This window comes from Marinobacter zhejiangensis (assembly GCF_900114775.1).
Classification (GTDB): domain Bacteria; phylum Pseudomonadota; class Gammaproteobacteria; order Pseudomonadales; family Oleiphilaceae; genus Marinobacter; species Marinobacter zhejiangensis.
In genome coordinates, this window is record NZ_FOUE01000001.1 from 247,695 (window position 1) to 271,956 (window position 24,262).

The 24,262-nt window shown below is 58.9% G+C and carries 23 protein-coding genes; 10 read left to right on the top strand and 13 right to left on the bottom strand.

The features are described from left to right. Nucleotides 1–172: 172 nt before the first annotated feature. Entirely contained in the window at nucleotides 173–1,261 is a 1,089-nt protein-coding gene (locus tag BMZ67_RS01110; RefSeq protein WP_245749833.1) for an aminopeptidase, read from the top strand. Here the strand turns inward: BMZ67_RS01110 and argA are convergent. The 7 genes from argA to coaBC form a co-directional block, all read right to left on the bottom strand. Beyond that, nucleotides 1,232–2,542, bottom strand: a complete 1,311-nt coding sequence (argA, locus tag BMZ67_RS01115; RefSeq protein WP_092020079.1) for an amino-acid N-acetyltransferase — start codon at nucleotides 2,540–2,542, stop codon at nucleotides 1,232–1,234. The two genes, BMZ67_RS01110 and argA, sit on opposite strands and share 30 nt — an antisense overlap. 4 nt (nucleotides 2,543–2,546) lie before the next feature. After that, a complete protein-coding gene (argE, locus tag BMZ67_RS01120) occupies nucleotides 2,547–3,707 on the bottom strand; it encodes an acetylornithine deacetylase (protein WP_425434224.1) in 1,161 nt (386 codons plus the stop codon). A 24-nt stretch (nucleotides 3,708–3,731) separates the two neighbouring features. After that, entirely contained in the window at nucleotides 3,732–4,979 is a 1,248-nt protein-coding gene (locus BMZ67_RS01125; protein WP_092020081.1) for an LSm family protein, read from the bottom strand. Between the two features lie 33 nt (nucleotides 4,980–5,012). Then, complete coding sequence (argB, locus tag BMZ67_RS01130; RefSeq protein WP_092020082.1) at nucleotides 5,013–5,909, bottom strand: acetylglutamate kinase; 897 nt, start codon at nucleotides 5,907–5,909, stop codon at nucleotides 5,013–5,015. 61 nt (nucleotides 5,910–5,970) lie between these two features. Beyond that, the gene (locus tag BMZ67_RS18755) at nucleotides 5,971–8,616 is read right to left on the bottom strand and encodes a phosphomannomutase/phosphoglucomutase (RefSeq protein ID WP_092020083.1); all 2,646 of its coding nucleotides are present in this window, start codon (nucleotides 8,614–8,616) and stop codon (nucleotides 5,971–5,973) included. 97 nt (nucleotides 8,617–8,713) lie between these two features. Further along, entirely contained in the window at nucleotides 8,714–9,175 is a 462-nt protein-coding gene (gene dut / locus BMZ67_RS01140; RefSeq protein WP_092020084.1) for a dUTP diphosphatase, read from the bottom strand. Between the two features lie 37 nt (nucleotides 9,176–9,212). Next, the gene (gene coaBC / locus BMZ67_RS01145) at nucleotides 9,213–10,403 is read right to left on the bottom strand and encodes a bifunctional phosphopantothenoylcysteine decarboxylase/phosphopantothenate--cysteine ligase CoaBC (RefSeq protein WP_092020085.1); all 1,191 of its coding nucleotides are present in this window, start codon (nucleotides 10,401–10,403) and stop codon (nucleotides 9,213–9,215) included. 141 nt (nucleotides 10,404–10,544) lie between these two features. On the opposite strand from coaBC, the gene radC reads away from it, so the two are divergent. The 3 genes from radC to rpmG all read left to right on the top strand — a co-directional run bounded on the left by radC (nucleotide 10,545) and on the right by rpmG (nucleotide 11,827). Next, nucleotides 10,545–11,219, top strand: coding sequence for a RadC family protein (gene radC / locus BMZ67_RS01150; protein ID WP_092020086.1), 675 nt, complete (start codon nucleotides 10,545–10,547; stop codon nucleotides 11,217–11,219). Nucleotides 11,220–11,423: 204 nt separating this feature from the next. Continuing rightward, nucleotides 11,424–11,660 carry a 50S ribosomal protein L28 gene (gene rpmB, locus BMZ67_RS01155; protein WP_092020087.1) on the top strand — a complete coding sequence of 79 codons (237 nt, stop codon included), beginning with the start codon at nucleotides 11,424–11,426 and terminating at the stop codon, nucleotides 11,658–11,660. 11 nt (nucleotides 11,661–11,671) lie between these two features. Then, a complete protein-coding gene (gene rpmG, locus BMZ67_RS01160) occupies nucleotides 11,672–11,827 on the top strand; it encodes a 50S ribosomal protein L33 (RefSeq protein ID WP_092020088.1) in 156 nt (51 codons plus the stop codon). A 69-nt stretch (nucleotides 11,828–11,896) separates the two neighbouring features. Here the strand turns inward: rpmG and BMZ67_RS01165 are convergent, their stop codons facing one another. The 3 genes from BMZ67_RS01165 to BMZ67_RS01175 all read right to left on the bottom strand — a co-directional run bounded on the left by BMZ67_RS01165 (nucleotide 11,897) and on the right by BMZ67_RS01175 (nucleotide 14,248). After that, a complete protein-coding gene (locus BMZ67_RS01165) occupies nucleotides 11,897–12,757 on the bottom strand; it encodes an endonuclease/exonuclease/phosphatase family protein (protein WP_092020089.1) in 861 nt (286 codons plus the stop codon). A gap of 62 nt (nucleotides 12,758–12,819) precedes the next feature. After that, nucleotides 12,820–13,452, bottom strand: a complete 633-nt coding sequence (locus BMZ67_RS01170; protein ID WP_092020090.1) for a thiol:disulfide interchange protein DsbA/DsbL — start codon at nucleotides 13,450–13,452, stop codon at nucleotides 12,820–12,822. 187 nt (nucleotides 13,453–13,639) lie between these two features. Further along, entirely contained in the window at nucleotides 13,640–14,248 is a 609-nt protein-coding gene (locus tag BMZ67_RS01175; RefSeq protein WP_092020091.1) for a c-type cytochrome, read from the bottom strand. A gap of 221 nt (nucleotides 14,249–14,469) precedes the next feature. Here BMZ67_RS01175 and yihA point away from each other — a divergent pair, with 221 nt between their 5' ends. Further along, a complete protein-coding gene (yihA, locus tag BMZ67_RS01180; protein WP_092020092.1) occupies nucleotides 14,470–15,111 on the top strand; it encodes a ribosome biogenesis GTP-binding protein YihA/YsxC in 642 nt (213 codons plus the stop codon). 163 nt (nucleotides 15,112–15,274) lie between these two features. On the opposite strand, the gene BMZ67_RS01185 is transcribed toward yihA, so the two are convergent. Then, nucleotides 15,275–15,955 (bottom strand): TetR/AcrR family transcriptional regulator, encoded by a 681-nt coding sequence (locus tag BMZ67_RS01185; RefSeq protein ID WP_092020093.1) that lies wholly within the window; start codon nucleotides 15,953–15,955, stop codon nucleotides 15,275–15,277. Nucleotides 15,956–16,129: 174 nt separating this feature from the next. Here BMZ67_RS01185 and BMZ67_RS01190 point away from each other — a divergent pair, with 174 nt between their 5' ends. The 5 genes from BMZ67_RS01190 (at nucleotide 16,130) to BMZ67_RS01210 (ending at nucleotide 20,798) form a co-directional block, all read left to right on the top strand. After that, nucleotides 16,130–17,575, top strand: a complete 1,446-nt coding sequence (locus BMZ67_RS01190) for a coniferyl aldehyde dehydrogenase (RefSeq protein ID WP_092020094.1) — start codon at nucleotides 16,130–16,132, stop codon at nucleotides 17,573–17,575. 42 nt (nucleotides 17,576–17,617) lie between these two features. Continuing rightward, nucleotides 17,618–18,250 (top strand): hypothetical protein, encoded by a 633-nt coding sequence (locus BMZ67_RS01195; RefSeq protein ID WP_092020095.1) that lies wholly within the window; start codon nucleotides 17,618–17,620, stop codon nucleotides 18,248–18,250. Between the two features lie 20 nt (nucleotides 18,251–18,270). Further along, the gene (locus BMZ67_RS01200; RefSeq protein WP_092020096.1) at nucleotides 18,271–19,863 is read left to right on the top strand and encodes a GMC family oxidoreductase; all 1,593 of its coding nucleotides are present in this window, start codon (nucleotides 18,271–18,273) and stop codon (nucleotides 19,861–19,863) included. 110 nt (nucleotides 19,864–19,973) lie between these two features. Continuing rightward, the gene (coaD, locus tag BMZ67_RS01205) at nucleotides 19,974–20,456 is read left to right on the top strand and encodes a pantetheine-phosphate adenylyltransferase (RefSeq protein WP_092020097.1); all 483 of its coding nucleotides are present in this window, start codon (nucleotides 19,974–19,976) and stop codon (nucleotides 20,454–20,456) included. A 93-nt stretch (nucleotides 20,457–20,549) separates the two neighbouring features. Next, nucleotides 20,550–20,798, top strand: coding sequence for a YfhL family 4Fe-4S dicluster ferredoxin (locus BMZ67_RS01210; protein ID WP_091811003.1), 249 nt, complete (start codon nucleotides 20,550–20,552; stop codon nucleotides 20,796–20,798). Between the two features lie 42 nt (nucleotides 20,799–20,840). Here BMZ67_RS01210 and ppk1 read toward each other — a convergent pair whose 3' ends face one another. Then, on the bottom strand, nucleotides 20,841–22,973 hold the full coding sequence (gene ppk1, locus BMZ67_RS01215) for a polyphosphate kinase 1 (protein WP_092020098.1): 2,133 nt from the start codon (nucleotides 22,971–22,973) through the stop codon (nucleotides 20,841–20,843). A 61-nt stretch (nucleotides 22,974–23,034) separates the two neighbouring features. Continuing rightward, nucleotides 23,035–24,048, bottom strand: a complete 1,014-nt coding sequence (hemB, locus tag BMZ67_RS01220; protein WP_092020099.1) for a porphobilinogen synthase — start codon at nucleotides 24,046–24,048, stop codon at nucleotides 23,035–23,037. Nucleotides 24,049–24,262 lie beyond the last annotated feature (214 nt).

The window sequence follows — 24,262 nt, forward strand, 5'->3', positions numbered from 1 at the left end:
ATTACCTGAAATCTGGCGATGCCGACAACGAATCCGGGAGCATGATGAAAACCCTGGCAAGCTGCCAATGGCCCTGTCGGGTCTCAGGTTCCGATTGCCACTCCGGCGAGTGATGGCTGTAGTATAGCCATTACCATAACTTAATAAAAAACCTTTGGAATCCGGGAGCCTCATGCCGTTCCGTCATCCCATGACTCAGCTTAGCCATGCCAGCCTGATTTTACTAATGATTGCTGCGCTTGCAGGTTGTACATCAGTCCAATACTACAGCCAGGCAATTTCTGGTCAGGCCGCCCTGATGTGGTCAGCCCAGCCCGTGGCAGCGGTACTGAATGACCCGGAACCCCCCCCGGAGCTGAAAGCAAAACTTGCGACCGCCACCACAGCCCTGGCGTTTGCCAGCGACCGCTTGGCGCTGCCAGTCGGTGATGCCTATTCCGACTATGTCGCGTTCGAGCGGCCGTTCGTGGTCGTTAATCTGATGGCGGTTCCAGAGTTCTCACTAACGCCGCACCAGTGGTGCTACCCCATCGTTGGCTGCCAATCCTACCGGGGCTATTTCGACCCGGACGACGCACGCGATGAGCAGGCAGAGTTCGACCAGCGGCAATTCGATACGTTTATCGGCGGGGTGACAGCTTACTCCACCCTGGGCTGGTTTGATGACCCCCTGCACAGCGGCTTCACCCGCCTGCCGGACGACCGGATGGTAGCGCTGATTTTCCACGAACTCAGCCACCGGGTGGTCTATATGAACGGGGACACAGCGTTCAATGAAAGCTTTGCAACCGCCGTGGAACTGGAGGGCCTACGGCTCTGGCTGGAGCAGATGAGTCAGCCGGAACGGTTTCAGCAGGCGCTGACGCGGCTGCAGCAGCGTAATCAGACACTGGCCCTGGTCGCCGATGCCAGCGTCCGGCTGGAGGCTATCTACCAGCGCCAGCAGGAGATAAGCCCAGAGCAGTTACGGGCCGAAAAAGCCCGCCAGATGAGCCAGCTGCGTGAGGACTACCTGGCGCTCTCCGCTGATTGGGAACTCCCCGGCCCCTTTGGCCGCCAGCCACCCGCGTTCAACAATGCCCACCTGGCGCTGTTTCGGCAGTATAACCAGCACGTACCGGCGTTCCGCCAGCTATTGCGGGAGCTGAACTATCACTTCGATGATTTCTATCGTGCGGTTGAGGCCCTGTCAGAGCTGACCGAGGAGCAGCGCAGCAAACAGCTGGCCACACTAGCACAGCGGTTTGACGAACACCTTTGAGTTCCGCTGGGTGTTGTAGGATGCCAGCTTCGGGCCAGGCAGGGCCTGTACTGTCGAAGGCTGGAACCCGCGTTCACGGAACCAGTGCTCGGTCTGGGTGGTGAGGACAAACAGGCGCTGAATACCCTGGCGCCGTGCCAACTGCTCAATCGTCGCCAGCAGTTCATCACCCCGTCCAGCCCGGCGATAGCTGGCATCCACCGCAAAACAGGACAATTCCCCGGCCTTCTCATCCGGGTAATGGTACAACGCGGCACAGCCGACCACCGTGCCGTCCCGCTCTGCCACCACAAAGCGATCCAGCTCGGTTTCAAGCATCTCCCTAGAGCGACGTACCAGTATGCCCTGCTCCTCCAGAGGCCGGATCAATTCCATGATCCCGCCAACATCTTCTACCCCGGCAGCCCGGATCTGTTCGTAGGTATCGCCGCTGACCAAGGTGCCGGAACCATCCCGGGTAAACAGTTCCTCCAGCAAGGCGCCGTCTGCCGCATAACTGATGATATGTGCCCGCTTCACCCCTTTTACGCAGGCCTCACAGGCGGCACGCAGCAGATCAGCGTCGTCACCGCTGGCCCTGGCCGCTGCCAGGCGATCAGAGGCCTGACCGGCCGACAGTTCACGAATCAGTTCCCCACCTTCATCCAGCACCCCCTGGTGACGGGTGAAGATAATCAGCTTCTCCGCCTGCAATGCCGCAGCGACCTGGCTACCGACATCCTCATAGGACAGGTTGAAAATATCACCGGTCGGCGAATAACCCTGGGGCGGTACCAGCACAATGTGTCCAAGCTCCAGCAGGCTCTCGATGCCCGCCACGTCAATACGACGAACCCGCCCGGTATGACCAAAATCGACACCGTCGAGCACGCCTACTGGCTTGGCGGTGACAAAGTTGCCACTGCTGACGCGGATTCGGGCGTTATGCATGGGCGAGTTCACCAGCCCCATGGAAAGCTGACTTTCAAGATAGGTCCTCAGCCCTCCAATCGCTTGTAAAACCTGGGACAAGTGCGCTTCCGGGGTCACCCGCAAACCGCGGTGGAAGGCCGACTCCAGACCCGCTTCATCAAGCCGGTGCTGGATCTGTGCCCGGGCACCAAAGGCGATCACCAGGCGCACGCCCAGGCTGCTGAGCAGGGTCAGGTCATGAATGATGTTGATCAGGTTGTCATGGGCAAGGGCATCCCCCCCGATGGACAACACCACGGTACGCCCCCGGTGCGCATTGATGTAGGGGGAGGAATGGCGGAAACCATGCAACCAGTCGTTGGACTTCAAGAACTTACTCCAGACAGAAACGTTGAATCAGATCACCCAGCAGCTTAACCGCCGGCTGCACTTGGGACAGCGCCAGGTATTCATCGGGCTGGTGAGCCTGGTCGATGGAGCCTGGCCCCAGCACAATCGTCTCCATACCCAGCTTTTGCAACCACGGCGCTTCGGTGGCAAAGGCCACGGCTTCGGCGCGATGGCCGGTCAGCTGCTCGCAGGCGCGTACCAGCTCGGCGTTCTCAGGCGTTTCGAACGGCGGAACACCATCAAACAGCGGCGAAAAGCTCATGGCCAGCTCTCGCTCCTGCGCCAACGGCTGCAGTCGTTGCAGGATGGCGTTGCGCAGTTCATCCATGTCCATGCCCGGCAGTGGCCGCAGGTCGAAATGCAGCTCGCAGCGACGGCAGATGCGGTTCGGGTTATCACCCCCGTGGATACAGCCCAGGTTCAGGGTTGGCACCTGGACTTCGAAGGCCGGGTTACGAAAACGGGACTGCCAGCCGGCCCTTAGCGCCAGCAACTCGGTCATAGCCGCGTGCATGCCTTCGAGCGCGTTTCGCCCCAGCGCCGGGTTGGAGGAATGACCCGACTGACCTTCAAAGACCAGCCGCTCCATCATAATGCCCTTGTGCATCCGGATTGGCCGCAGGCTGGTGGGCTCCCCAATAACAGCGTAACGGGCCTTGGGGCGACCAGCCTCAGCCAGTGCCCTGGCACCGTTCATCGAGCTTTCTTCATCCGCAGTCGCCAGGATAATCAGCGGCTGCTTCAGGCGCGACGCATCCAGCCCCCTGACCGCCTCGATTGCCAGTGCGAAAAAGCCCTTCATGTCGCAGGTACCCAAACCGTACCAGCGGTCATCGCGCTCACTGAGCACAAAAGGATCGCTGCTCCAGTTGCGCTCGTCGAAAGGTACCGTATCGGTATGGCCAGACAGTACCAACCCACCAGGGCCACGGCCGAGGGTGGCAATCAGGTTGACCTTGCCAGGCATCCCCGGCACCGGCATGATTTCGGTCTCAAAGCCCAGGGGCCGCAGCCATTCGGCCAGCGTTTGCACCACGGCCTCGTTACTCTGGTCCCACTGCGGCGAGGCACTGCTCACCGAGGGCAAGGATATCAGCCGGGCCATCATCTCCCGGACTGCGGGCGGCTGGTTCGCTTCCGTCATTGTCATCCCCTTGTTCCCGATCAGTCAGCGTGCGGGGAGTTCTTCTCCCCGCTGCCAGACTTCAAAGCCAGTCACCGCAGACTGGGCCAGTGGATACACCACCTCGCCTCCGTCCACAGGCCGTGCCACGTCCAGGTCAGCGTCGGTGACGCCATCAAGGCGACCTTCAACCACGCGGCCATTACGCAGCGTTACCCGCACCTGATGCCCCTGCCACTGGGCAGCATTGTCCAGCGCACGGGCACGCCACCCGGAGGTGCCTGCCGATACCACTTCCTGAGCGGTATCGGCCGCTCCGTTTTCAGCGATGTCGGTCGCATCTTCCGCTGCCGGCAACAGGAACACCTCCGGCACCACCGCGCCATTGTAGAGCACCATCAACGCAGCCTGGTCGCTGCCAGAGCCCTGGACCGGGACACCAAAGGTTGCGTCGGACGGGTCCAGGGTCAAGGTCAGTTCTCCACCCTCGGACAACCAGCGTCGATACAGCGCCAACAGCTGTTCGCTGGCCTGATAGCCGTGTACAGACAGCTGCTGTTGGAGCAATTCGCCCGCCCGGGTACTCCATTGGCTTCCCGTCAGTTCCATCTCCCGCGAACAATACGCGGCCACGGATCGCATAAGACCACCATCCCGCAGGGTCAGGGTCAGCGCAGAATCGGTGGACGCCATGACCGCCTGGGGATCCGTCACCGCCAGGTGAGCGCCAGGCCAGTCGAGCTCAAGGCTGCCGGTTCTGTCGGTATTGATTTCAACATGCAGGGCACCGCTGCGCTGGCCAATGATGACCTCCCCGGCAATCTCACTGACACCAAGACGAAGCAACGCCGCACTGCCCAACTGCTGGCTGGGATCAGGGCCACACGGCGGCACAAACAAGCTAGGCTCGTTACTGTCCGCCGACGCGACCCAACTGCGGAACATGTTCGGCTCCAGCGTCATCCGCACCCCATCTGCCGCCAGCTGCCACTCAGCAGGCAGTCGGTCCGGATCAAACAGGGTCAGCATCAGGGGCAGTGGCGACCCGGCATCGAAACTCAGCCGGTCAATCTGAACCGGTTGGGTCAGGCGGAAATCTTCATAGCTGGCATTGCGCAGGCTAACCAGTCCCGCCACGCTGGAATGGATACTCCCCCGCTCAATCACCCCCTGGCCTTCCAGCTCGGCCCGAGCCTGACGCAGACCCTGGTCGGTAAACCACCACACCGCAGCCTTGAACGCCACAAAGGCAACCAGCGCAAGCACCGCCAGTGTCGATATCAGCTTCTTCACAATGCCTTCCCTCTCCGCTTCACCCGTTCCGTCTTAGCCGCGGGATATCAAGGTCCCGACACCCTCATCCGTGAAAATTTCCAGCAAGGTCGCATGGGCAACACGGCCATCAATGATGTGCGAGGTCTGAACACCGTTCTCGACCGCATTGAGAGCACAGCGAATCTTCGGAAGCATGCCGCCATGGATGGTGCCATCGTCGATCAGGTCATTCACCTGCTGGGCGGTCAGGCCGGTAAGAACCTCCCCGTCCTTGCTCTTTAGGCCGGAAACGTTGGTCAGCAGAATCAGCTTTTCCGCGTTTACAGCTTCTGCCACCTTGCCTGCCACCAAGTCGGCGTTGATGTTGTAGGAGGCACCATCATCACCCACGCCAATCGGTGCGATCACCGGAATGACGTTGCTGCGGGTCAGCATATCAATCACTTCGACGTTGACTGACGTCACCTCACCAACATGGCCAATATCAATAATCTCGGGGCGATCCAGCTCGTCGGTACGGCTTTTCACTTCCAGCTTGCGGGCACGGATCAGGTTACCGTCCTTGCCGGTCAACCCCACGGCAGTACCACCCTGCTGGTTGATCAGCGACACGATCTGCTTGTTGACCTGGCCACCCAGCACCATTTCAACCACATCCATGGTCTGGCTGTCGGTAACCCGCATGCCGTTCACGAAGTGAGAGCTGATGTTCAGGCGCTCCAGCAGTTCACCGATCTGCGGCCCACCACCGTGCACCACAATCGGGTTGATACCGACCAGCTTCATCAGCACCATGTCGCGAGCAAAGCTGCTTTTCAGCTCTTCGTTCTCCATGGCGTTACCGCCATACTTGATGACCACGGTCTTACCGGTAAACCGCTGGATATAGGGCAGCCCCTTGCTCAGTACCGCCGCCACCTGCATTGCCGTTTCACGATCCAGTGCCATTCTTACTTAAACCTTTTGCCATTTACGTTGATACTGCCTCAGGCTGAACGCCGCCGCGGACTTAGAAATCCACCGCCAGATCCGGCGCCACCTTCAGTAACTGTTCGCGGAAAACCGCCTTGATTCGCTCCAGGGCCTCATCGCTCTCGGCCTCGAAACGCAACACCAGCATGGGCGTGGTATTGGACGCTCGGCATAGCCCCCAGCCATCAGGGTAGTCGACCCGGATGCCATCAATGGTGCTGATGCTGCCGTCACCAAAAGCGCCTTCGCGGCTGAGTTTGTCCACCAGCTCGAACTTGCTGCTTTCGGTCACTTCGATGTTCAGCTCCGGCGTACTGACGTCCTCGGGAAAGTCAGCGAAGACCTCATCGCTTTGACGGTCTTCAATACCCAGGATTTCCAGCAACCGGGCGGCCGAGTATAGGCCATCGTCAAAGCCGTACCAGCGTTCCTGGAAGAACACGTGGCCACTCATTTCACCCGCCAGCAGCGCACCGGTTTCCTTCATTTTGGCTTTCATCAGTGAGTGGCCGGTCTTCCACATGATCGGACGCCCGCCCGCTTCATTGATCACATTGGCCAGGCGCCGGCTGCATTTGACGTCGTAAAGCACATCCGCTCCCGGGTTGCGGGAGACGACATCACGGGCAAACAGCATCAACAGCCGGTCAGGCCAGATAATCTTACCGGTGTTGGTGACCACACCCAGCCGGTCACCGTCACCATCGAAGGCAAGACCGATATCGGCGCCTTCCGCTTCGACCCGGCGAATCAGGTCTGCCAGGTTGGACGGTTTGCCCGGGTCCGGGTGATGGTTCGGGAAGCTGCCGTCAATGTCGCAATACATGGGGATAACTTCACACCCCAGCTCTTCAACCAGGATAGGACCGAGTTCACCGGCAATGCCGTTGCCAGCATCCAGCACCACTTTCAGCGGGGCAGCAACGGCGATATCACCCACGATTCGATCCAGATAAGCCCGGCGTACGTCGTCCTGGCTGCGCTCGCCCTGACCGACCACAAAGTCTCCGGACTGGATACGGCGCAACAGTTTCTGGATGGCGGCATCGGACAGGGTTTCACCCCCCAGCACCATTTTCAGGCCATTGTAGTTTGCCGGGTTATGGCTGCCGGTCACCATCACCCCGGAGCCAGTCTCAAGATGATGGGTGGCAAAGTACAACACAGGTGTCGGCACCGCCCCCACTTCAATAACATTACAGCCGGTGGACAGAATGCCCCGGGCAAGGGCCGAAGCCAGTTCCGGGCTGGAGTGGCGACCATCGTAACCGATACACAGGGTATCCAGGGCACGACTGACAGCTTCGCTGCCGATAGCACGACCAATCAGCTCCACAATATCCGGGGTCAGCGTCTCGCCAACAACACCGCGGATGTCATAGGCACGGAATATCTCCGGTGCGACGTGTACTTCCGGCAAGGCCACCTCTTCCAGGGCAACCCCACCGGGGTCGTCGGGCATGGAGCCCAGGCCAAGAATATCGTCGTCACCTTCAAGCATATCGATGTCCAGCGCATCGTTATCCTGGAACAACGGTTCATCGGCCCCCGCCTTGGCGCTGGACGGAGCGTTCGGCTGCGTCTTTGGCGATGCTGCAGCTTTGGCGGCACCGCTCTCAACCACTTTCTGCAGGCGCTTTTCAAGCGACTGGGACGAACGTTGCAGGGTTTCTGACAACGGCACCAGGAGGTCCCACTGCAGCGCAGGCTGTTTCTGACGTTCACCGCCAAACGCTTTCTGGCTCCACTGGATCAATACCGCCACCTCCTGTCGCAGCGATTTTCGGGCCGCGCCCAGCAGCAACCAGACCACCAGCGCAGCAACGGCCAAGGGCACCAGGATAACAAGCGCCACCATGATCACCGCCGCTGTTTCGCCGGCACCAGCCTGCGGCATGTACTGCAGGCTCCAGGTCGGCGTCGCCAGCATCACTTCGATACGCTCACCGCCACCACTACCATTTTCCAGAACCCGGGTCGCCTTGCCGGCAACTGTCTGTACCAAGGCAACCTGCCCCCCCTGGGCAGGGTCAAGCGCCGCAAGCGCGGGCTCCAGCACCGACGCCTTCATCAGCACCAGCAACGTACCCCTGACCGCACCGGTATTGGGGTTTTTCACCGGAGCTGCAAACTCGATGTACCACTGACCGTCACGAGGAAACGCGTCCGGATGTGCCGGCCGGCCAGTTTCCGTGCGCCGGGCCAGGTCCAGGCTGGCAAAGCCGAGGCCACCGTTCATCGTAGACCGGGGAATATCACCGTAGGCAAACAGGTACACATCCTGAATACCCGGTAACAACTGCTTGAGGTCTTCGGTCAGTGCCGCCACCTCGCCAGGCTCCCCCACAGCATCCAACACTCGGGCCTGGGACGCCAGGCCGTTGGTAAACTGCTGCAGCGTCTCGACTTGTTGTTCCAGGCGTGCGCGGGCGTGCTCCAACGCCAGAGCCGAGAATTCCTGCTGGCGTTCGTTCTGCGCTGGCTGCAACACCAGAAACTGCATCGCCACAACCGCCACAATGGCCGCAATCAGCACCACCAGTGCCTGCTGAGTCGCAATGCTGGTGAAGCGTTTACTGCCCGTCGCCTTTGATTTGCTGCCAGGCTTCCCCGGTTTTACCTGCGCGGCCTCCGGCTGGACCGCCACGCTTTCCTCGGATGCCTTTTTCTTCCCCAATTTCATAGCCAGCCCTGCGTCAAATGTGGTTTACCATTTAAGGCACTGAATCTTGTTGAAAAAGTATAGACGCGAACGCAATCCGTGCGCGTGCCCCATCTGATCACCGGGTACCGGTCGACCCGAAACCGCCGGCGCCGCGATCACTGGCCTCAAAGGATTCAACCAGCTCAAAGTCCGCCTGCACCACTGGAACCAGCACCAACTGAGCAATCCGTTCACCCACATCAATGGTGAAGGTGGTATGGCCCCGGTTCCAGCACGACACCATCAGTTCGCCCTGATAGTCTGAATCAATCAGACCCACCAGGTTACCCAGGACGATTCCGTGCTTGTGGCCGAGACCGCTGCGCGGCAGGATCATGGCCGCCAGCCCCGGATCGGCAATATGAATGGAAAGTCCGGTCTTGAGCAGTTCAGTCTGCCCCGGTTCCAGGGTCAGCGGCTGGTCGAGGCAGGCCCGGAGATCAAGTCCCGCTGAACCTTCCGTCGCATACTCGGGAAACGGGATGGTATCGCCAATTCGCGGGTCAAGAACCCGCACCTGAAAAGTTTGTCTGGTCATGGGTAATCCTTACAGTTACGGCTTCGCTTCCGGGCAATCAGGAGCCCCGGAAACGCTCTGAAATCAGTTCAACCAAGCGCACAGCCAGGCCCGCCTTGCTCTCAGTGGCAAACGCCTGCTGGCCGCCGGGCCAGAACACAGTGACCGCATTATCATCGCTATTGAAACCCACACCAGGGCAGGACACATCATTGGCGACAATCATGTTCAGTTTCTTTCGCTGCATTTTATCGTTGGCATAGTGGGCCACGTCTGTGGTTTCTGCCGCAAATCCAACGGTAAATGGGGCGTCTGGACGTGCCGCGATGGTGGCCAGGGTGTCCGGGTTACGGACCAGCGCCAACGCCATGTCTTCGGCAGACTTCTTGATCTTCTGGTCAGCACAGGTAGCAGGGCGATAATCCGCCACCGCAGCGGTGGCAATAAAAATGTCACAGCCATCATCCACTGCCGCCGACGCCTGCGCCAGCATATCCGCGGCCGTCACCACCGTATGAACCCGAACCCCGGCCGGCGCGGTCAGATTGACCGGCCCGCTGACCAGGGTAACCTCAGCACCAGCCTGCCGGGCAGCCATCGCCAGGGCGTAGCCCATCTTCCCGGAACTGTGGTTGCTGATATAGCGTACCGGATCAATGGGCTCCCGCGTGGGGCCTGCCGTGATCACGACACGAACCCCGGCAAGCGCGGTGTTCTCCGTATTTATCCGGTCAGCCAGAGTCTGGGGCTCCAGCATCCGCCCAGGACCAACATCCCCGCACGCCTGATCACCCTGATCAGGTCCCCACAGCTCTATTTGCGGGTCCGCCGCCAGCAGGGCGGCGTTGCGCTGAGTACGAGCATTGCGCCACATGGCCTGGTTCATGGCCGGAGCCAGCACAATGGGTGCCTCCGTCGCACTGCACACTGTGGTCAGCAGGTCGTCAGCCATGCCTTGGGCCAGGCGTGCCATAAAATCCGCCGTCGCCGGGGCAACCAGAACCAGCTCAGCCCATTTGGCGAGCTCGATATGCCCCATGCCGAGTTCAGCTTCCGGATCCAGCAGCGAGGTTCTGACCGCTTCACCACTCAGCGCCTGAAAGGTCAGCGGCGTGACAAAAGCCTGGGCGCCGTCGGTCATTACCACGCGCACCTGATGACCGCTTTTCTTCAACAACCTGACCAGTTCCGCGCTCTTGTAAGCGGCAATTCCGCCTGTCACGCCCAGCAGGATACGTTTCTTCGCCATCGGCTCTCCATACGTCAGCCCCGGAAAATGAAAGGCTTATAAGATAGCATCGCTCAAGCTCCGCCAACAGCCCACACTGGTGATACACTTCCAACCCGGCGCAGGACGCGCCCTAACCCAGCTCCCCTGAAAGGATTCACTATGAACTCCCACTCCTGGCCCACTGACGAACGGCCCAGAGAACGGCTTCTGACCCATGGCGCCGCCAGCCTGTCGGATGCCGAACTGCTGGCCATTTTTCTCCGTACCGGCACCGCCGGCATGCCCGTGATGACCCTGGCCCGCCACCTGATTGACAGCTTTTCCGGACTGCGCGGCCTGATGACGGCTTCACAGCGCCAATTCTGTGCCATCAACGGTCTTGGTCCGGCCAAGTACGCCCAAGTCCAGGCGGCCATGGAGATGGCCCGCCGGGTGATGGACGAACCCATCCGCCAGGGCGACCCCCTGCGCTCTCCCGAAGACACCCGCAGCTACCTGCGCAGCCGCCTTGGCACCTACCGGCATGAGGTGTTTGCCGGCCTGTTCCTGGATAATCGCCACCGGGTGATTCATTACCGTGAGCTGTTTCGTGGTACCATTGACGGCGCTGCGGTCTACCCACGGGAAGTTGTGCGCCAGGCATTAGAAGATAATGCCGCCGCGGTGATTTTCGCCCACAACCACCCCTCCGGCGTTGCCGAGCCCAGCCAGGCTGACATCACCCTCACCCGCAGGCTGAAAGATGCACTGGCGTTGGTCGATATTCGCGTACTCGATCACATGGTGGTCGGGCACGGAGAAGTGGTGTCCCTTGCAGAACGGGGACTTATGTAGAAAGCTGGCCAAATTCCCAACAATTTTTTGCTTTGCTGGGGCGCTTCTGGTATAAAAGCGTCCCTATTTCTGGCGGCGTCTGGCGGGCAGCGTGCATTTTTGGGCGCAAGTGGTACTCATGACCCACGCATCGACCCACGCAGCAACCAGAGACCCGATATAACGAATTCGTTTTTAAGACCAACGCTCAGGTCGGAGGCAAGTATGTCCAGAGTTTGTCAGGTCACCGGTAAGCGACCGGTAACCGGTAACAATGTTTCTCACGCTATGAACCACACCAAGCGTCGTTTTCTGCCGAACCTGCAGAACCATCGCTTCTGGGTCGAGTCTGAGAAGCGCTTCGTAAAACTGCGTGTATCTACCAAAGGCATGCGCATTATCGACAAAAAAGGCATTGACGCTGTGCTGGCCGATCTTCGTGCCCGCGGCGAGAAAGTTTAAGGAGCCGTATCATGCGCGAAAAGATCAAGCTGGTATCTTCAGCAGGCACTGGTCACTTCTACACGACCATCAAGAACAAGCGTAACACCCCGGAAAAAGTCGAACTCAAGAAGTACGACCCGGTTGTTCGCAAGCACGTTGCTTACAAAGAAGCCAAGATCAAGTAATTCCGATCTAGCTGACAAAAAAGCCCGGCAAATTGCCGGGCTTTTTTGTATCCACTGTCACGCCATCACTCAATACGCAGCCACATACCCTTTCGGCAATGCGATATCCATCGCAATGGGCAGGTGATCCGACAACGGATAGCTAACCACCTCCGCACGCCGAATCTCCAGACTGGGACTGACCAGGATATGATCCAACGCTCGTTCAGGGCGCCAACTGGGAAAACTGTGGGCAGTTGAGGGCAACGGAATCAGGTCCGTTTCTTTCAGCGGGGTCTTACCCAACAACTCTTCGGCATGGTTGTTCATGTCCCCCATCAGCACCACATGGCGGTAATCCGCAATCAGCTCACGAATATACCCCAACTGCCTCTGCTGGCCAGAACGGCTCAGGGACAGGTGCATCATAACCAGGACCAGCGGGTCTTCCTCACTGCCATAACGGGCAATAATGGCGCCGCGACCGGGGAGCAGCCCAGGCAAACGATGCTCGGTCACATCCAGCGGCCGAAACCGGCTCAGCAAACCATTACTGTGTTGAGCCAAGGGGCCAAGGTTGCGGTTGAGCTGCTGATACCAGTAGGGAATGCTGGAGGCTTCCGCCAGGTATTGCACCTGATTGATGTAGGCACTCCGCAGGCTGCCCCCATCGCACTCCTGTAGCGCCACCACGTCGTAACTGCGCAACAGCGCAGCAATACGATCCAGGTTCTCGATCCGACGACGGTGAGGCAACAGGTGCTGCCAGCTCCGAGTAACGTAGTGACGATAGGATGAGGTATTGATGCCGACCTGGATGTTGAAGGTCAGCAGACGGATATGGCGATGAGGCTCAAAATCCGGGACGTGATCCGCACCCGAGCAGCGACCACGAGGGGCCGCCTCGGCACCCTGGGCTTCGTTCAGTTGCTTGCGGATCCGTTTATACATTTCCCGCTCCTCTTGAAGCGAGGCGCCTGATCAGACCCCTCACCCATCCGGACTGCCGAGCCTCAGCGTCCGGCTCGCTCCTGCTCAATCAAATAGTCCACCACTTCAAGCATAGCCTCATGACCGCCGGCGGTGCTTGCACTGACTTTGAACTTACCATTGACCAGCATGGCCGGCACACCGGTAATGCGGGCACCACGCACCTTGGATTGCGCCTGCTGGAACTGGGCATTCACCCCAAAGCTGCCATACGCCTTGAGGAACTCCTCAGAATCAACACCATAGTCCGCCAGGAACGCCGCAATCTGCTCAGGCGCGTTCAGCGGTCGATGCTCTCCAGCGATGGCATCAAACAGCGCATCGTTCGTGGTCTGGTTCAGCTGACCCAAAGCCTGCAGGGCATAGAAGGTACGTGCATGGACCTCCCAGGTTCGCCCCAGGGCTGCCGGCAACATAGTAAAGCTGACACCTTCCGGCAACTCGGTTTCCCAGGCTTCCACCAGCGGCTTGAGGGTATAGCAGTGCGGGCAGCCATACCAGAACACCTCCGTCACCTCGACGGTATCGGCGTTAGCGGTACGGATGGGATTTTCCAGACGCTCGTAGTGACGCCCCTCCACCCAAGCAGTTTCCGCCTGGACAGAAAAGGAAGCCACCAACATGAGACACACCGCTGCCTTGAGCAGTTTGGTCATAACAATTCTCCGGTCGTTTCGAATACATCACACCATGGCGCCTTTGAAAAACCACCATGACTCAATAAATTCCAGTCGTCAGGATTATGACCCAGCAACTGTCAGGACTTCCACTGCCGCCAGATTACACACCGGTAACCCACAAAAAAACCCGCCGAAGCGGGTTTTTTTTGGATCTATCCGTCGCTTAGTGCAGACCGGACACGTAGTTTGCCACCGCCGCGATTTCATCGTCGGTCAGGCGAGCGGCTACGTCAGCCATGATCTGCGCATTGGCGGTCGCCGAACGGCTGCCATCGCGGAATGCCTTGAGCTGCTTGGCAATGTAATCCGCGTTCTGGCCGCTCAGACGGGGGTAGCCGGCAGGCTCGTTACCGATACCGTTCGGGCTGTGACAACCGCTACAAGCCGGTACACCAGAGGCCATGTTGCCACCGCGATAGATGGCAGCACCACGATCAACCAGCTCAGGATCCGCCTGGTTCACCGATGCCGGGTTCTGGTCAAAATACGCAGCCAGATCCTGCAAATCCTGGTCAGACAGGTTATTCAACAGGCCGGTCATTTCGGGCACGGTGCGCGCACCGCTCTTGATGTCGCTCAGCTGACGGTAAATGTATGCTTCACCCAGCCCAGCCAACTTGGGATATGTTGACATCACCGGCTGGCCGCCGCCTTGGCCATGACAGCCCGCACAAACGGCTGCATTCTGTTCACCAGCGGCAGGGTTACCTGCTGCATGGGCCACTGCTGTAAGACCTACGCCGAGAACAACTCCCGCGATCAGTTTTTTCATGCTCGCTCCGCTTCTCTCATCTTTAATAGAAGAATCTTTTTATGCAGCCGGCAGGCAATGGCCAGGAACAGCCTCCAACCGGGACAGGAAAGGCTGCGCCCGCAAATAACAGGACCGACCAACCGCTTCCATGGGCGCAACGCTCAGCGCTGCGCCTAAAATTGGTGTAGCATTATACATTAATCCCTGATAACTGAAATCCAATAGGAAAATCTAAATCCGTGACGGATGAACTGCTCCCCAAACCGGTTTCTTTCAACAGCGCCCGTTTTCTGATCAGCGCTTCCCGCCTGGACGAATGCCCCGCCGACTTTGGCGCAGAGGTCGCGTTTGCCGGCCGCTCCAATGCCGGAAAGTCCAGCGCCATCAACTGTATTACCAACAACGGAAAATTGGCCCGGACCAGTAAAACCCCCGGCCGCACGCGACTGATCAACTTTTTTTCCCTGAACCGGGAGAACTGCCGCCTGGTTGATTTACCAGGTTATGGCTACGCCAAGGTTTCAAGGGACATGAAGGACGACTGGCAGCAGCACCTGGGCCATTATCTGAATGAGCGCCAGTGCCTGAGAGGACTGGTTCTGGTCATAGATATCCGCCACCCGCTGACCGACTTTGACCAGATGATGGTGGATTGGTGCGAACACAATCAGCTTCCGCTGACGATCCTGGCAACCAAGGCGGACAAGCTGAAGTTTGGCCAGGCCAAGACCACCATGCTGACCATCGCCCGCAAACTGAAGCCTTACAGCTGTGTCCAGAATCTCGTGATGTTTTCGGCCACCGCAAAACAGGGCCTGGACGAAGTCCGGGGCATCCTGACCAACTGGCTGGAAGCCCCCCTCGACGACAGCGAAGAATAACCGAGGCACAAAAAAGCCGGCTCACCATTGGAAGGAGCCGGCAATACGTCAGGGTTTGCGACGTGCTAAAACCTGAGAACTCACTCAGGGAGACGCCCCGGATGTCCGAATCCAATTGCGTCATTTTAAAAGACACTCGAACTGATCAAAAGTTCAACAATTTTTATTCGCTCGTCAACAAACGACTGCTCCTGGTCTCCGGCAATTCCGGCCGGTATTTATCCCGTAGCGCCAACACCGTCTCTCGATACTCCGGCATCAGGTAGGGAAGCTCGAGCGTCAGGACCTGGTAAATCCCCTGCTTTAGCTTGTGAATAGAAGGCTGGTCAGACAGGTCACTGCCGTGCGCCGTTTTCAGGAACGCCATCCAGTTGGTCACCACCAGCCAGACGTTCAATGACATTGCGGAACGCAGTTCAGGCGGCTGGGCTTCAATCACCCCACCGTCGGCAAGACCGTTAAAAATCTGCCCGATGGCATCCAGGCAACGGCTGGTGAACTTGCGGTAGTCCTCCCTGAGACGCTCATCGCTGTCGAGCAGAAACTCCAGGTCACGATGAAAGAACCGGTAGCTCCAAAGGCCGTCAAAGACCGACTCCAGATAGAACATCATGTCTTCGAGGGTCAGCGGCCGATCATCCGGAATCTGCAGGTAATAGTTCACCAGCTTTTCGTATTCCAGAAAGATCTCGTAAATGATGTCCGACTTGTTACGGAAGTGGTAGTAGAGGTTTCCGGGTGAAATCGCCAGGTGTGCCGCAATGTGGTTGGTGGTGACATTGCGCTCACCCCGCTCGTTGAACAGTTCCAGGCTGGCGAGAATGATCTTGTCTCTTGTCTTCATAGGCCGACTGACTATATCGCTTCCTAATTTTTTGTTGTTAACTCAAACCTAGAGTATATACTCTAATCACAAACAACCATACAGCCAATAATTCTTTAACCGGCACCAAGACCGGATGGTCCCGCACCCTGACCACCGAGAACCGTCATCCAACAAGAGTGGAAGGAGGAAACCATGGCTTCAACTGTCATCGAGTTGACCGAAAGCAAAAAGCACATTCAACGCATTGGTCAGATCTTCACCGCCCAACGCACTGCTTTTCGCAAGAACCCCATGCCCTCACTGACCGAGCGCCTGGAAAACCTCAAGCGCCTCAAACGCACGCTACTGGTAAACCAGGACCGTCTGCTGGATGCGATTTACCAGGACTTCAGCTGCCGCTCCAGGGATGAAACCCTGATTGCCGAAATCATGCCCTCCGTACAGGGCATCAACTACGTCACAAAACACCTCGCCGGCTGGATGAAACCGTCCAACCGCCATGTGTCGGTCTTGTTCCAGCCGGCCAGCAACCAGGTGCACTACCAGCCCAAGGGCGTGGTCGGCATTATCGTGCCCTGGAATTACCCGCTGTTCCTGGCGGTGGGTCCGCTGGTCGCCGCACTGGCTGCTGGCAACCGGGCCATGATCAAGATGTCCGAGTTTACCCCTCACACCTCGGCCCTGTTCCGCGAGCTGATGGCAGACACCTTCCCCGAAGACCTGGTTTCGGTCGTTCTCGGCGAAGCGGATGTCGCTGCCAACTTTACCAACCGGCCGTTTGACCACCTGCTGTTTACCGGCTCCACCTCCGTCGGACGACTGGTGATGAAAGCGGCCTCCGAGAACCTGACTCCGGTCACCCTGGAGCTGGGCGGAAAGTCACCGGCCATTATCTCCTCGGACGTTCCGATGGCAGACGCCGCCCAGCGGCTCGCCTTCGGCAAGGCCTTCAACGTAGGCCAGACCTGTGTGGCCCCGGATTACGTGCTGTGCCCGGCGGACCGCCTGCAAAGTTTTGTGGATGAATTCCGCAGCCAGCTGTCAACGATGTACCCAACCATCCGCGATAACGACGACTACACCGCCATCATCAACGAGCGCCAGTATCAGCGCCTGCAGGGTTACCTGGACGACGCCCGTGAAAAAGGCGCCCGGCTGATCGAAATCAACCCGGCGGGCGAGAATCTCAGCGATGGCACCCGCAAGCTGCCGGTAACACTGGTGCTCGACACCACGCCGGAAATGAAGCTGATGCAGGACGAAATCTTCGGTCCGATCCTGCCGGTGCTGACCTATGACTCACTGGACGAAGCCATCCATTACATCAATGAACGCCCGCGCCCATTGGCCCTGTACTATTTCGGTTACGACAAGGGGCTGCAGAAAAAGGTGATCGAGCAGACCCACTCTGGCGGCATGTGCATCAACGACGCGCTCATGCACGTTGCTCAGGATGACCTGCCCTTTGGCGGTGTCGGTGATTCCGGCATGGGACATTACCACGGCAAAGAAGGCTTCCTGACCTTCAGCCATCACCGTTCCATTTTCGCCAAACAGCGTTTCAACAGTGGCAAGGCGGTCTACGCCCCCCATGGCACCGCGATTCACAAACTGGTTTATCGCCTGTTCATCCGCTAGTCCGGCACCCCTGGCCCAATAACATAATAACGAGTTCCAGACATGCCAACTCCCACAGCAGTCACAGACAAGGCGCCCGATTACGGGCGCCGCAGTTTTCTTAAAACCGGCCTTGGTGGCGCCCTGTTCCTCGGCGGCGTCAGCATGACCGCAGGGCTGAGCGGGTGTGCCTCAGCGCCCGCAGGTCTCCAGTCCGAAGGCCCCGCCAGCCCGACCAGCGGCTATGAATTCCGCTTTCTGAGCTCCGACGACATTGTCCTGTTCGAAGCGTTGATCCCCGCCATTCTGGGAGCAGCACTCACCGAACAGCCTGACCTGCGCCGACGTCAGGTCCGCACGACCATCGAGACGATTGATGCCGGCATCGTGCAGTTCGGCAATGCCAACCAGCAGGAGCTTCGCAAACTCTTCGACCTGTTGAACTTCGGCCTTACTCGCGCCACCCTGGCCGGCGTCTGGTCCAGCTGGGAAAATGCCAGCACCGACGATGCCCGGTCTTTCCTGGAGCGCTGGGAAACCAGCAGCATCGGCCTGTTCAACAACGGCTACATTGCCCTCACCAAGATCACCAATGCCTCTTATTACGGACAACCGGAGCACTGGTCACAAACCGGTTACCCCGGCCCCCCGGAATGGGCCGTCAGCGCATTGCCCCAGTTCCAGACCCACAGCTGATCCGTACCAGGAGTAACCTCATGGCTATGACCGATTTAATTGCCCAGGGCCTTGCGGGCGGCTGGAACGTAACCGATGCCGCCACCCTGACTGAAAACCAGACCCTGGAAGCGGATGTGGTGGTGATCGGCACCGGTGCCGGCGGCGGCACAACCGCAGAGATCCTGGCCCGTACCGGCCTGTCCGTCATCATGATTGAAGAAGGCCGTCTGTATCACCAGAAAGACTTCAAGATGGACGAACTGACGTCCTATGCGTCCCTGTACCAGGAAGGACTCAGCCGGGTCACCCGGGACGGCGCCATCGCCATACTGCAGGGACGTTGCGTCGGCGGGTCCACTACCGTGAACTGGACGTCCAGTTTCAACACCCCTGACGCGACCCTCAATTTCTGGGCCGACCGGTTTGGACTGGACGAGTTACGCCCAGCCAGCCTGCAGCCCTGGTTCGATGACCGCAAACAGCGTCATAACATCGCGCCCTGGGAAGTACCGCCCAACGCCAACAACGACACCCTCCGCCGCGGCTGCGAGCAGCTGGGCTGGTCCTGGCACGTCATTCCCCGCAACGTCAAAGGCTGCTGGAACCTGGGCTACTGTGGCATGGGCTGCCCCACCAACGCTAAGCAGGGCGCGCTGACCACCACCGTCCCCGGAGCCCTGGATCACAAGGCTGAACTGATCTACGGCCTTCGTGCCGATCGCCTGGTGATGACACAGGACCGCATCAGCCACCTGGAAGCCACACCACTGCAGGCCGATAGCGTGACGCCCAGCGCTCACAAGGTTCAGATCCGCGCCCGCCACTTTGTTGTGGCAGCCAGCGCGCTGGGCTCTCCGGCCCTGCTGCTGCGCTCGGACATTCCTGACCCCTACCAGCGGGTCGGCAAGCGTACGTTCCTGCACCCAGTTAACGCCACGGTGGCGGAAATGCCAGAGCGGGTCGACCCGTTTCACGGCGCGCCGCAGTCAATCTATTCCGACGAATTCAATTTCAGCCAGGGCGTCGATGGGCCTGCCGGGTTCAAGCTCGAAGTTCCGCCGCTACACCCCTCCATGGCCAGCGGTATTTTGCCCGGCCATGGTGACATCATGAACGAGAATTTGGGCAAACTGCCCTGGCTACAGTCCATGCTGGCCCTGATTCGCGACGGTTTTCACGCTGACAGCCCCGGCGGCGTTGTCAGTCTAAGGGATGATGGCAGCCCGGTACTGGACTACCCGGTTACCGACTACCTGTGGCAGGGGTTGCGGCAGGCCTACCTGCGCATGGCAGAGGCCCAGTTCGCCGCTGGCGCCAAGCAGGTACGATTGGTGCACATGGACTCCAGCTGGTATCGCAACTGGTCAGAAGCCGAGGCGGCCATCAAGGCCATTCCGATGGAACTGCACCGTGCCCGGCTGTTTACCGCGCACCAGATGGGCGGCTGCGGTATGGGGGCAAACCCCAGAAACTCGGTGGTCAATGGCCTTGGCCAACATCACCAGGTGAGCAACCTCAGCGTTCACGATGCCTCCATTTTCCCCACCAGCATCGGTGCCAATCCTCAGATGTCGGTGTACACCCTGTCAGCACGCAACAGCACGCAGCTGGCGTCGCGCCTGACCGCCTGACCACTCCGCTACAGGATTTCGCCGCCATGCTGGCGAAATCCTGCATCTCTGGTCACTCCCGCCTCATATGCTGTTATTCTACGGGCTCGTTGACGAGAAGGAGCCTTAGCATGCCCACCGTGATCTACCCCGGAACCTTTGACCCTATCACCAATGGACACACCGACCTGATAGAGCGGGCCGGAAAAATGTTTGACCAGGTAGTCGTCGCGGTTGCCTACAGCCCCAAGAAACAGCCGTTGCTGTCACTGGAGGAGCGGGTCGCGCTGGTTGAGGCCTCCACCAGCCATCTCGACAATGTCCGGGTGACCGGGTTCAGCAACCTGTTGGCAGAGTTTGTTCGGGATCAGGGGGCGACGGTCATCCTGCGTGGACTGCGAGCGGTTTCCGATTTCGAATACGAGTTCCAGCTCGCCGACATGAATCGCCGTCTGGCCCCAGAGGTAGAAAGCGTGTTCCTGACACCGGCCAACCACCTGTCGTACATTTCATCGACGCTGATCCGTGAAATTGCCTCGCTGGGTGGCGATATATCGGAATTTGTCTCCGAACCTGTTGCTGCCGCACTTAAGCAGAAGTTTGGCCAGCCCTGAGCCCCACGAGCGGGAGGGCGGAAACGCCCTTTTTTCCGCAAATTCCGGTAGAATACCGCCGAGTTTTCTGAAGTTTTTTCCGAGGTATGCCCGATGGCCTTGATGATTACCGACGAGTGCATCAATTGCGACGTCTGTGAACCGGAATGTCCCAACGAAGCCATTTCGCCGGGGGACGAGATCTACGTAATTGACCCGAACAAGTGCACCGAGTGTGTTGGCCACTACGACGAACCCCAATGCCAAGCGGTTTGTCCGGTGGACTGCATTCCGGTAGATCCAGAGCGGGTTGAGAGCAAGGACGAGCTGATGGACAAGTACCACCAGCTGACCGGGCAGTAAGACAGGAACACCGCAGCCAGCAATCGCTGGCTGCGGTGTTTGTTATTTGTTGATCAAACCTTCCAGCAGCGCCTGCTGCGCCACGAAACGCTCTTCCCCTTCCGCCGGGTGGTTCTGGACATAGCTACCGTCCGTCTGCAGCTCCCAGCTCTGGCAATTGTCAGTCAGGTACGCATTCAGATCGCTGATCATCCGTTCCGCCAGCGACTTGTCGTCGACCGGGAAGGCCACTTCAACCCGGTTGATCAGGTTGCGCACCATACCGTCGGCGCTGGAGCCATAGATCTCCGGCTTGCCATTATTGCCGAAGTAATACACCCGAGTGTGCTCCAGGAAACGGCCGATAATGGAACGGACGTGGATGTTTTCCGACAACCCCGGCACGCCCGGGCGCAAACAACAGATGCCACGAATGATCAGATCCACCCGCACCCCGGCCTGGGAGGCCCGGTACAGCGCCAGCATCACTTCCGGCTCAGTCAGGGCATTGATCTTGAAGATAATGTGGCCCTTGTCACCGTAGCTGGCCTCCCGGTCAATCATTTCGATCAACCGCTTGTGCAGGGTGAACGGGGCGTGGAAGAGCTTCTTGATCTTCAACACCTTACCCATGCCGGTTAACTGCTGGAACAACTTGTTGACGTCATCGCCCAAGGCGTCATCGCAGGACAACAGACTGTAATCCGTGTACAGGCGGGCATTCCCGGCATGGTAGTTCCCGGTTCCCAGGTGTACGTAACGCTTCAGCCGTCCGTCTTCCCGCCGAACAACCATGATCATCTTGGCGTGGGTTTTGAAGCCGACCACACCGTAAACCACCACCACCCCCGCTTCCTGCAGGCGACTGGCCAGCTCCAGGTTCTCGGCTTCATCGAAACGTGCGCGCAATTCAATGACCGCGGTCACTTCTTTACCACGACGAGCCGCATCCATCAGGGCCTCGACGATCTCCGAACCGGTACCAGTACGATACAGGGTCTGGCGAATGGCCAGGACGTTAGGATCCTTGGCTGCTTGGCGAAGGAAATCGATGACCGGCGTAAAGCTTTCGTACGGGTGATGAAGCAGGATCGGCTTCTGACGGATCACCCCAAAAATGTCTTCGTTATTGCGAATTTTCTTGGGCACCGCCGGCGAAAACCCGGGGTACAGCAAATCAGGACGGTCGACCAGGCTGCCGACCGCCATCAGCCGGGTCAGGTTGACCGGGCCATGCACCTGATAAAGATCCCGCTCGCTGAGCCCAAACTCCCGCAGCAGGAACTGGATCAGCTCGTCTGGACAATTATCGGCCACTTCCAACCGGACACCGTCACCGAAACGACGACTGAGCAATTCACCCCGCAGCGCCGAAGCCAGGTCTTCCAGATCATCTTCCAGCACCAAATCAGCGTTCCGGGTCAGGCGGAACTGGTAGCACCCCTTGATCTCCATACCGGGAAACAGTTCGTCGGCGTGGGCATGGATCATGGACGACAGGAACACCAGATTGTCACCACCGTCACACACCTCATCCGGCAGCCGCACCAAGCGGGGCAATGACTTCGGAGCAGGCACGATAGCCATGCCGGTTTCTCGACCGAATGCGTCCTTGCCGTCGAGCTCAACGATGAAGTTAAGGCTCTTGTTCACCAACCGGGGGAACGGGTGGGACGGGTCCAGACCGATCGGGTTGACCACCGGCAGGATCTCTTCTTCGAAGTAAGTACGTACCCACTCCGCTTGCGCTGGCGTCCATTCACGACGGCGTACAAACCGGATGTTCTCCTTCTCCATCTCTGGAATCAGTACGTTATTGAGGATGTCGTACTGTTCCTCGATGTACTGGTGGGCCACCTGGCTGATGTCAGTGAGCAACTGGGTCGGCAGGATACCGTCCGGGCCGACGCTTTCGCGGCCATACTTCATTTGCTGGCGCAGGCCAGCTACCCGGATCTCGAAGAACTCGTCCATGTTGCTGCTGAAGATGCAGCAGAAGATCAACCGGTTGATCAACGGGTGGCTTGGGTCCAGCGCCTGCTGGAGCACCCGGTAGTTAAACTGGAGGTGACTCAGCTCGCGGTTGAAGTAGTTCTCGTTGGCTGTCGGATCAACCACCGGACTCTCGCTTTCGACAGCACTCGCCCCGGCTGTGCCTGGCACCGTTTTTTCAGCGTTTGCCGTTTCCATTGTCATTGCAAATTGATCCTCAGCATCAAGTTCCTTGACCAACCCGTCGCAGGCCCTGCCCTAACGGTCAGCCATTCTGTTTAAGAAGTTTCGCCGCTCGCACCGCAAAATACGTCAGGATGCCATCGGCACCGGCCCGGCGCATCGCCACCAGGCTTTCCATCATGACCTTGTCACCATCGAGCCAGCCGTTGTCGGCGGCCGCCATGTGCATCGCATACTCGCCACTGACCTGATAGACAAAGGTGGGCACTTTCAGTTCGTGCTTCACCCGGTAAACAATATCCAGATAGGGCATGCCCGGCTTAACCATGACCATGTCAGCCCCTTCGGTCAGGTCCATAGCCACTTCATGCAGGGCCTCATCACTGTTGGCGGGGTCCATCTGGTAGGTGGCCTTGTCGCTTTTGCCCAGGTTCGACGCAGAGCCAATGGCATCGCGGAACGGCCCGTAGTAACTGGAGGCATACTTGGCGGAATACGCCATGATCCGAGTATTCACATAACCGGCGCTTTCAAGCGCCTCACGGATCGCTCCGATCCGGCCGTCCATCATGTCCGACGGCGCCACGATGTCGGCACCGGCATCGGCGTGGGACAGCGCCTGGTTTACCAACGCCTCGACGGTCACGTCGTTCATGACATAACCGTTGTGATCAATGATGCCGTCCTGGCCGTGGCTGGTGAACGGGTCCAGCGCCACGTCGGTAATTACTCCCAGCTCCGGCTGGGCCTGCTTGAGCGCCCGTACCGTACGCTGGACCAGCCCTTGCGAATCCCAGGCCCCACTGGCCGACAGGTTCTTTTGATCCGCGGGGATGACCGGAAACAGGGCAACCGCCGGAATTCCCAGGGCCACCAGTTCCGCCGCCTGTTCCACCAGCAAGTCGATGCTCAACCGTTCCACACCGGGCATGGAAGGCACCGCTTCACGCTGGTTTTCACCCTCCAGGACAAACACCGGATAAATCAGGTTATCAACGCTCAACCGATGTTCCCTGACCAGTCGTCGGGAAAAATCGTCCGCCCGGTTTCTGCGCAGACGGGTGGTTGGGAAACTACGTGGGGTTGGAGTGCTCACTCAATCCTCCTGGGGCGTTATTGGCGTATCAAACTCGTTGAAATCCCCTAATCATACACGCCCTGGCCACAACGGACAGACTCCATCACCGAAAGGTTAACCGATGAATTGTGACAAATTTATGACGACCCCCCGGATTGCCACAATGACGCAGGCAATTCAGCCGGTGCCGACACCGGTACTGGCGTTACAATAGGTCGTAACTGTGGCTGCA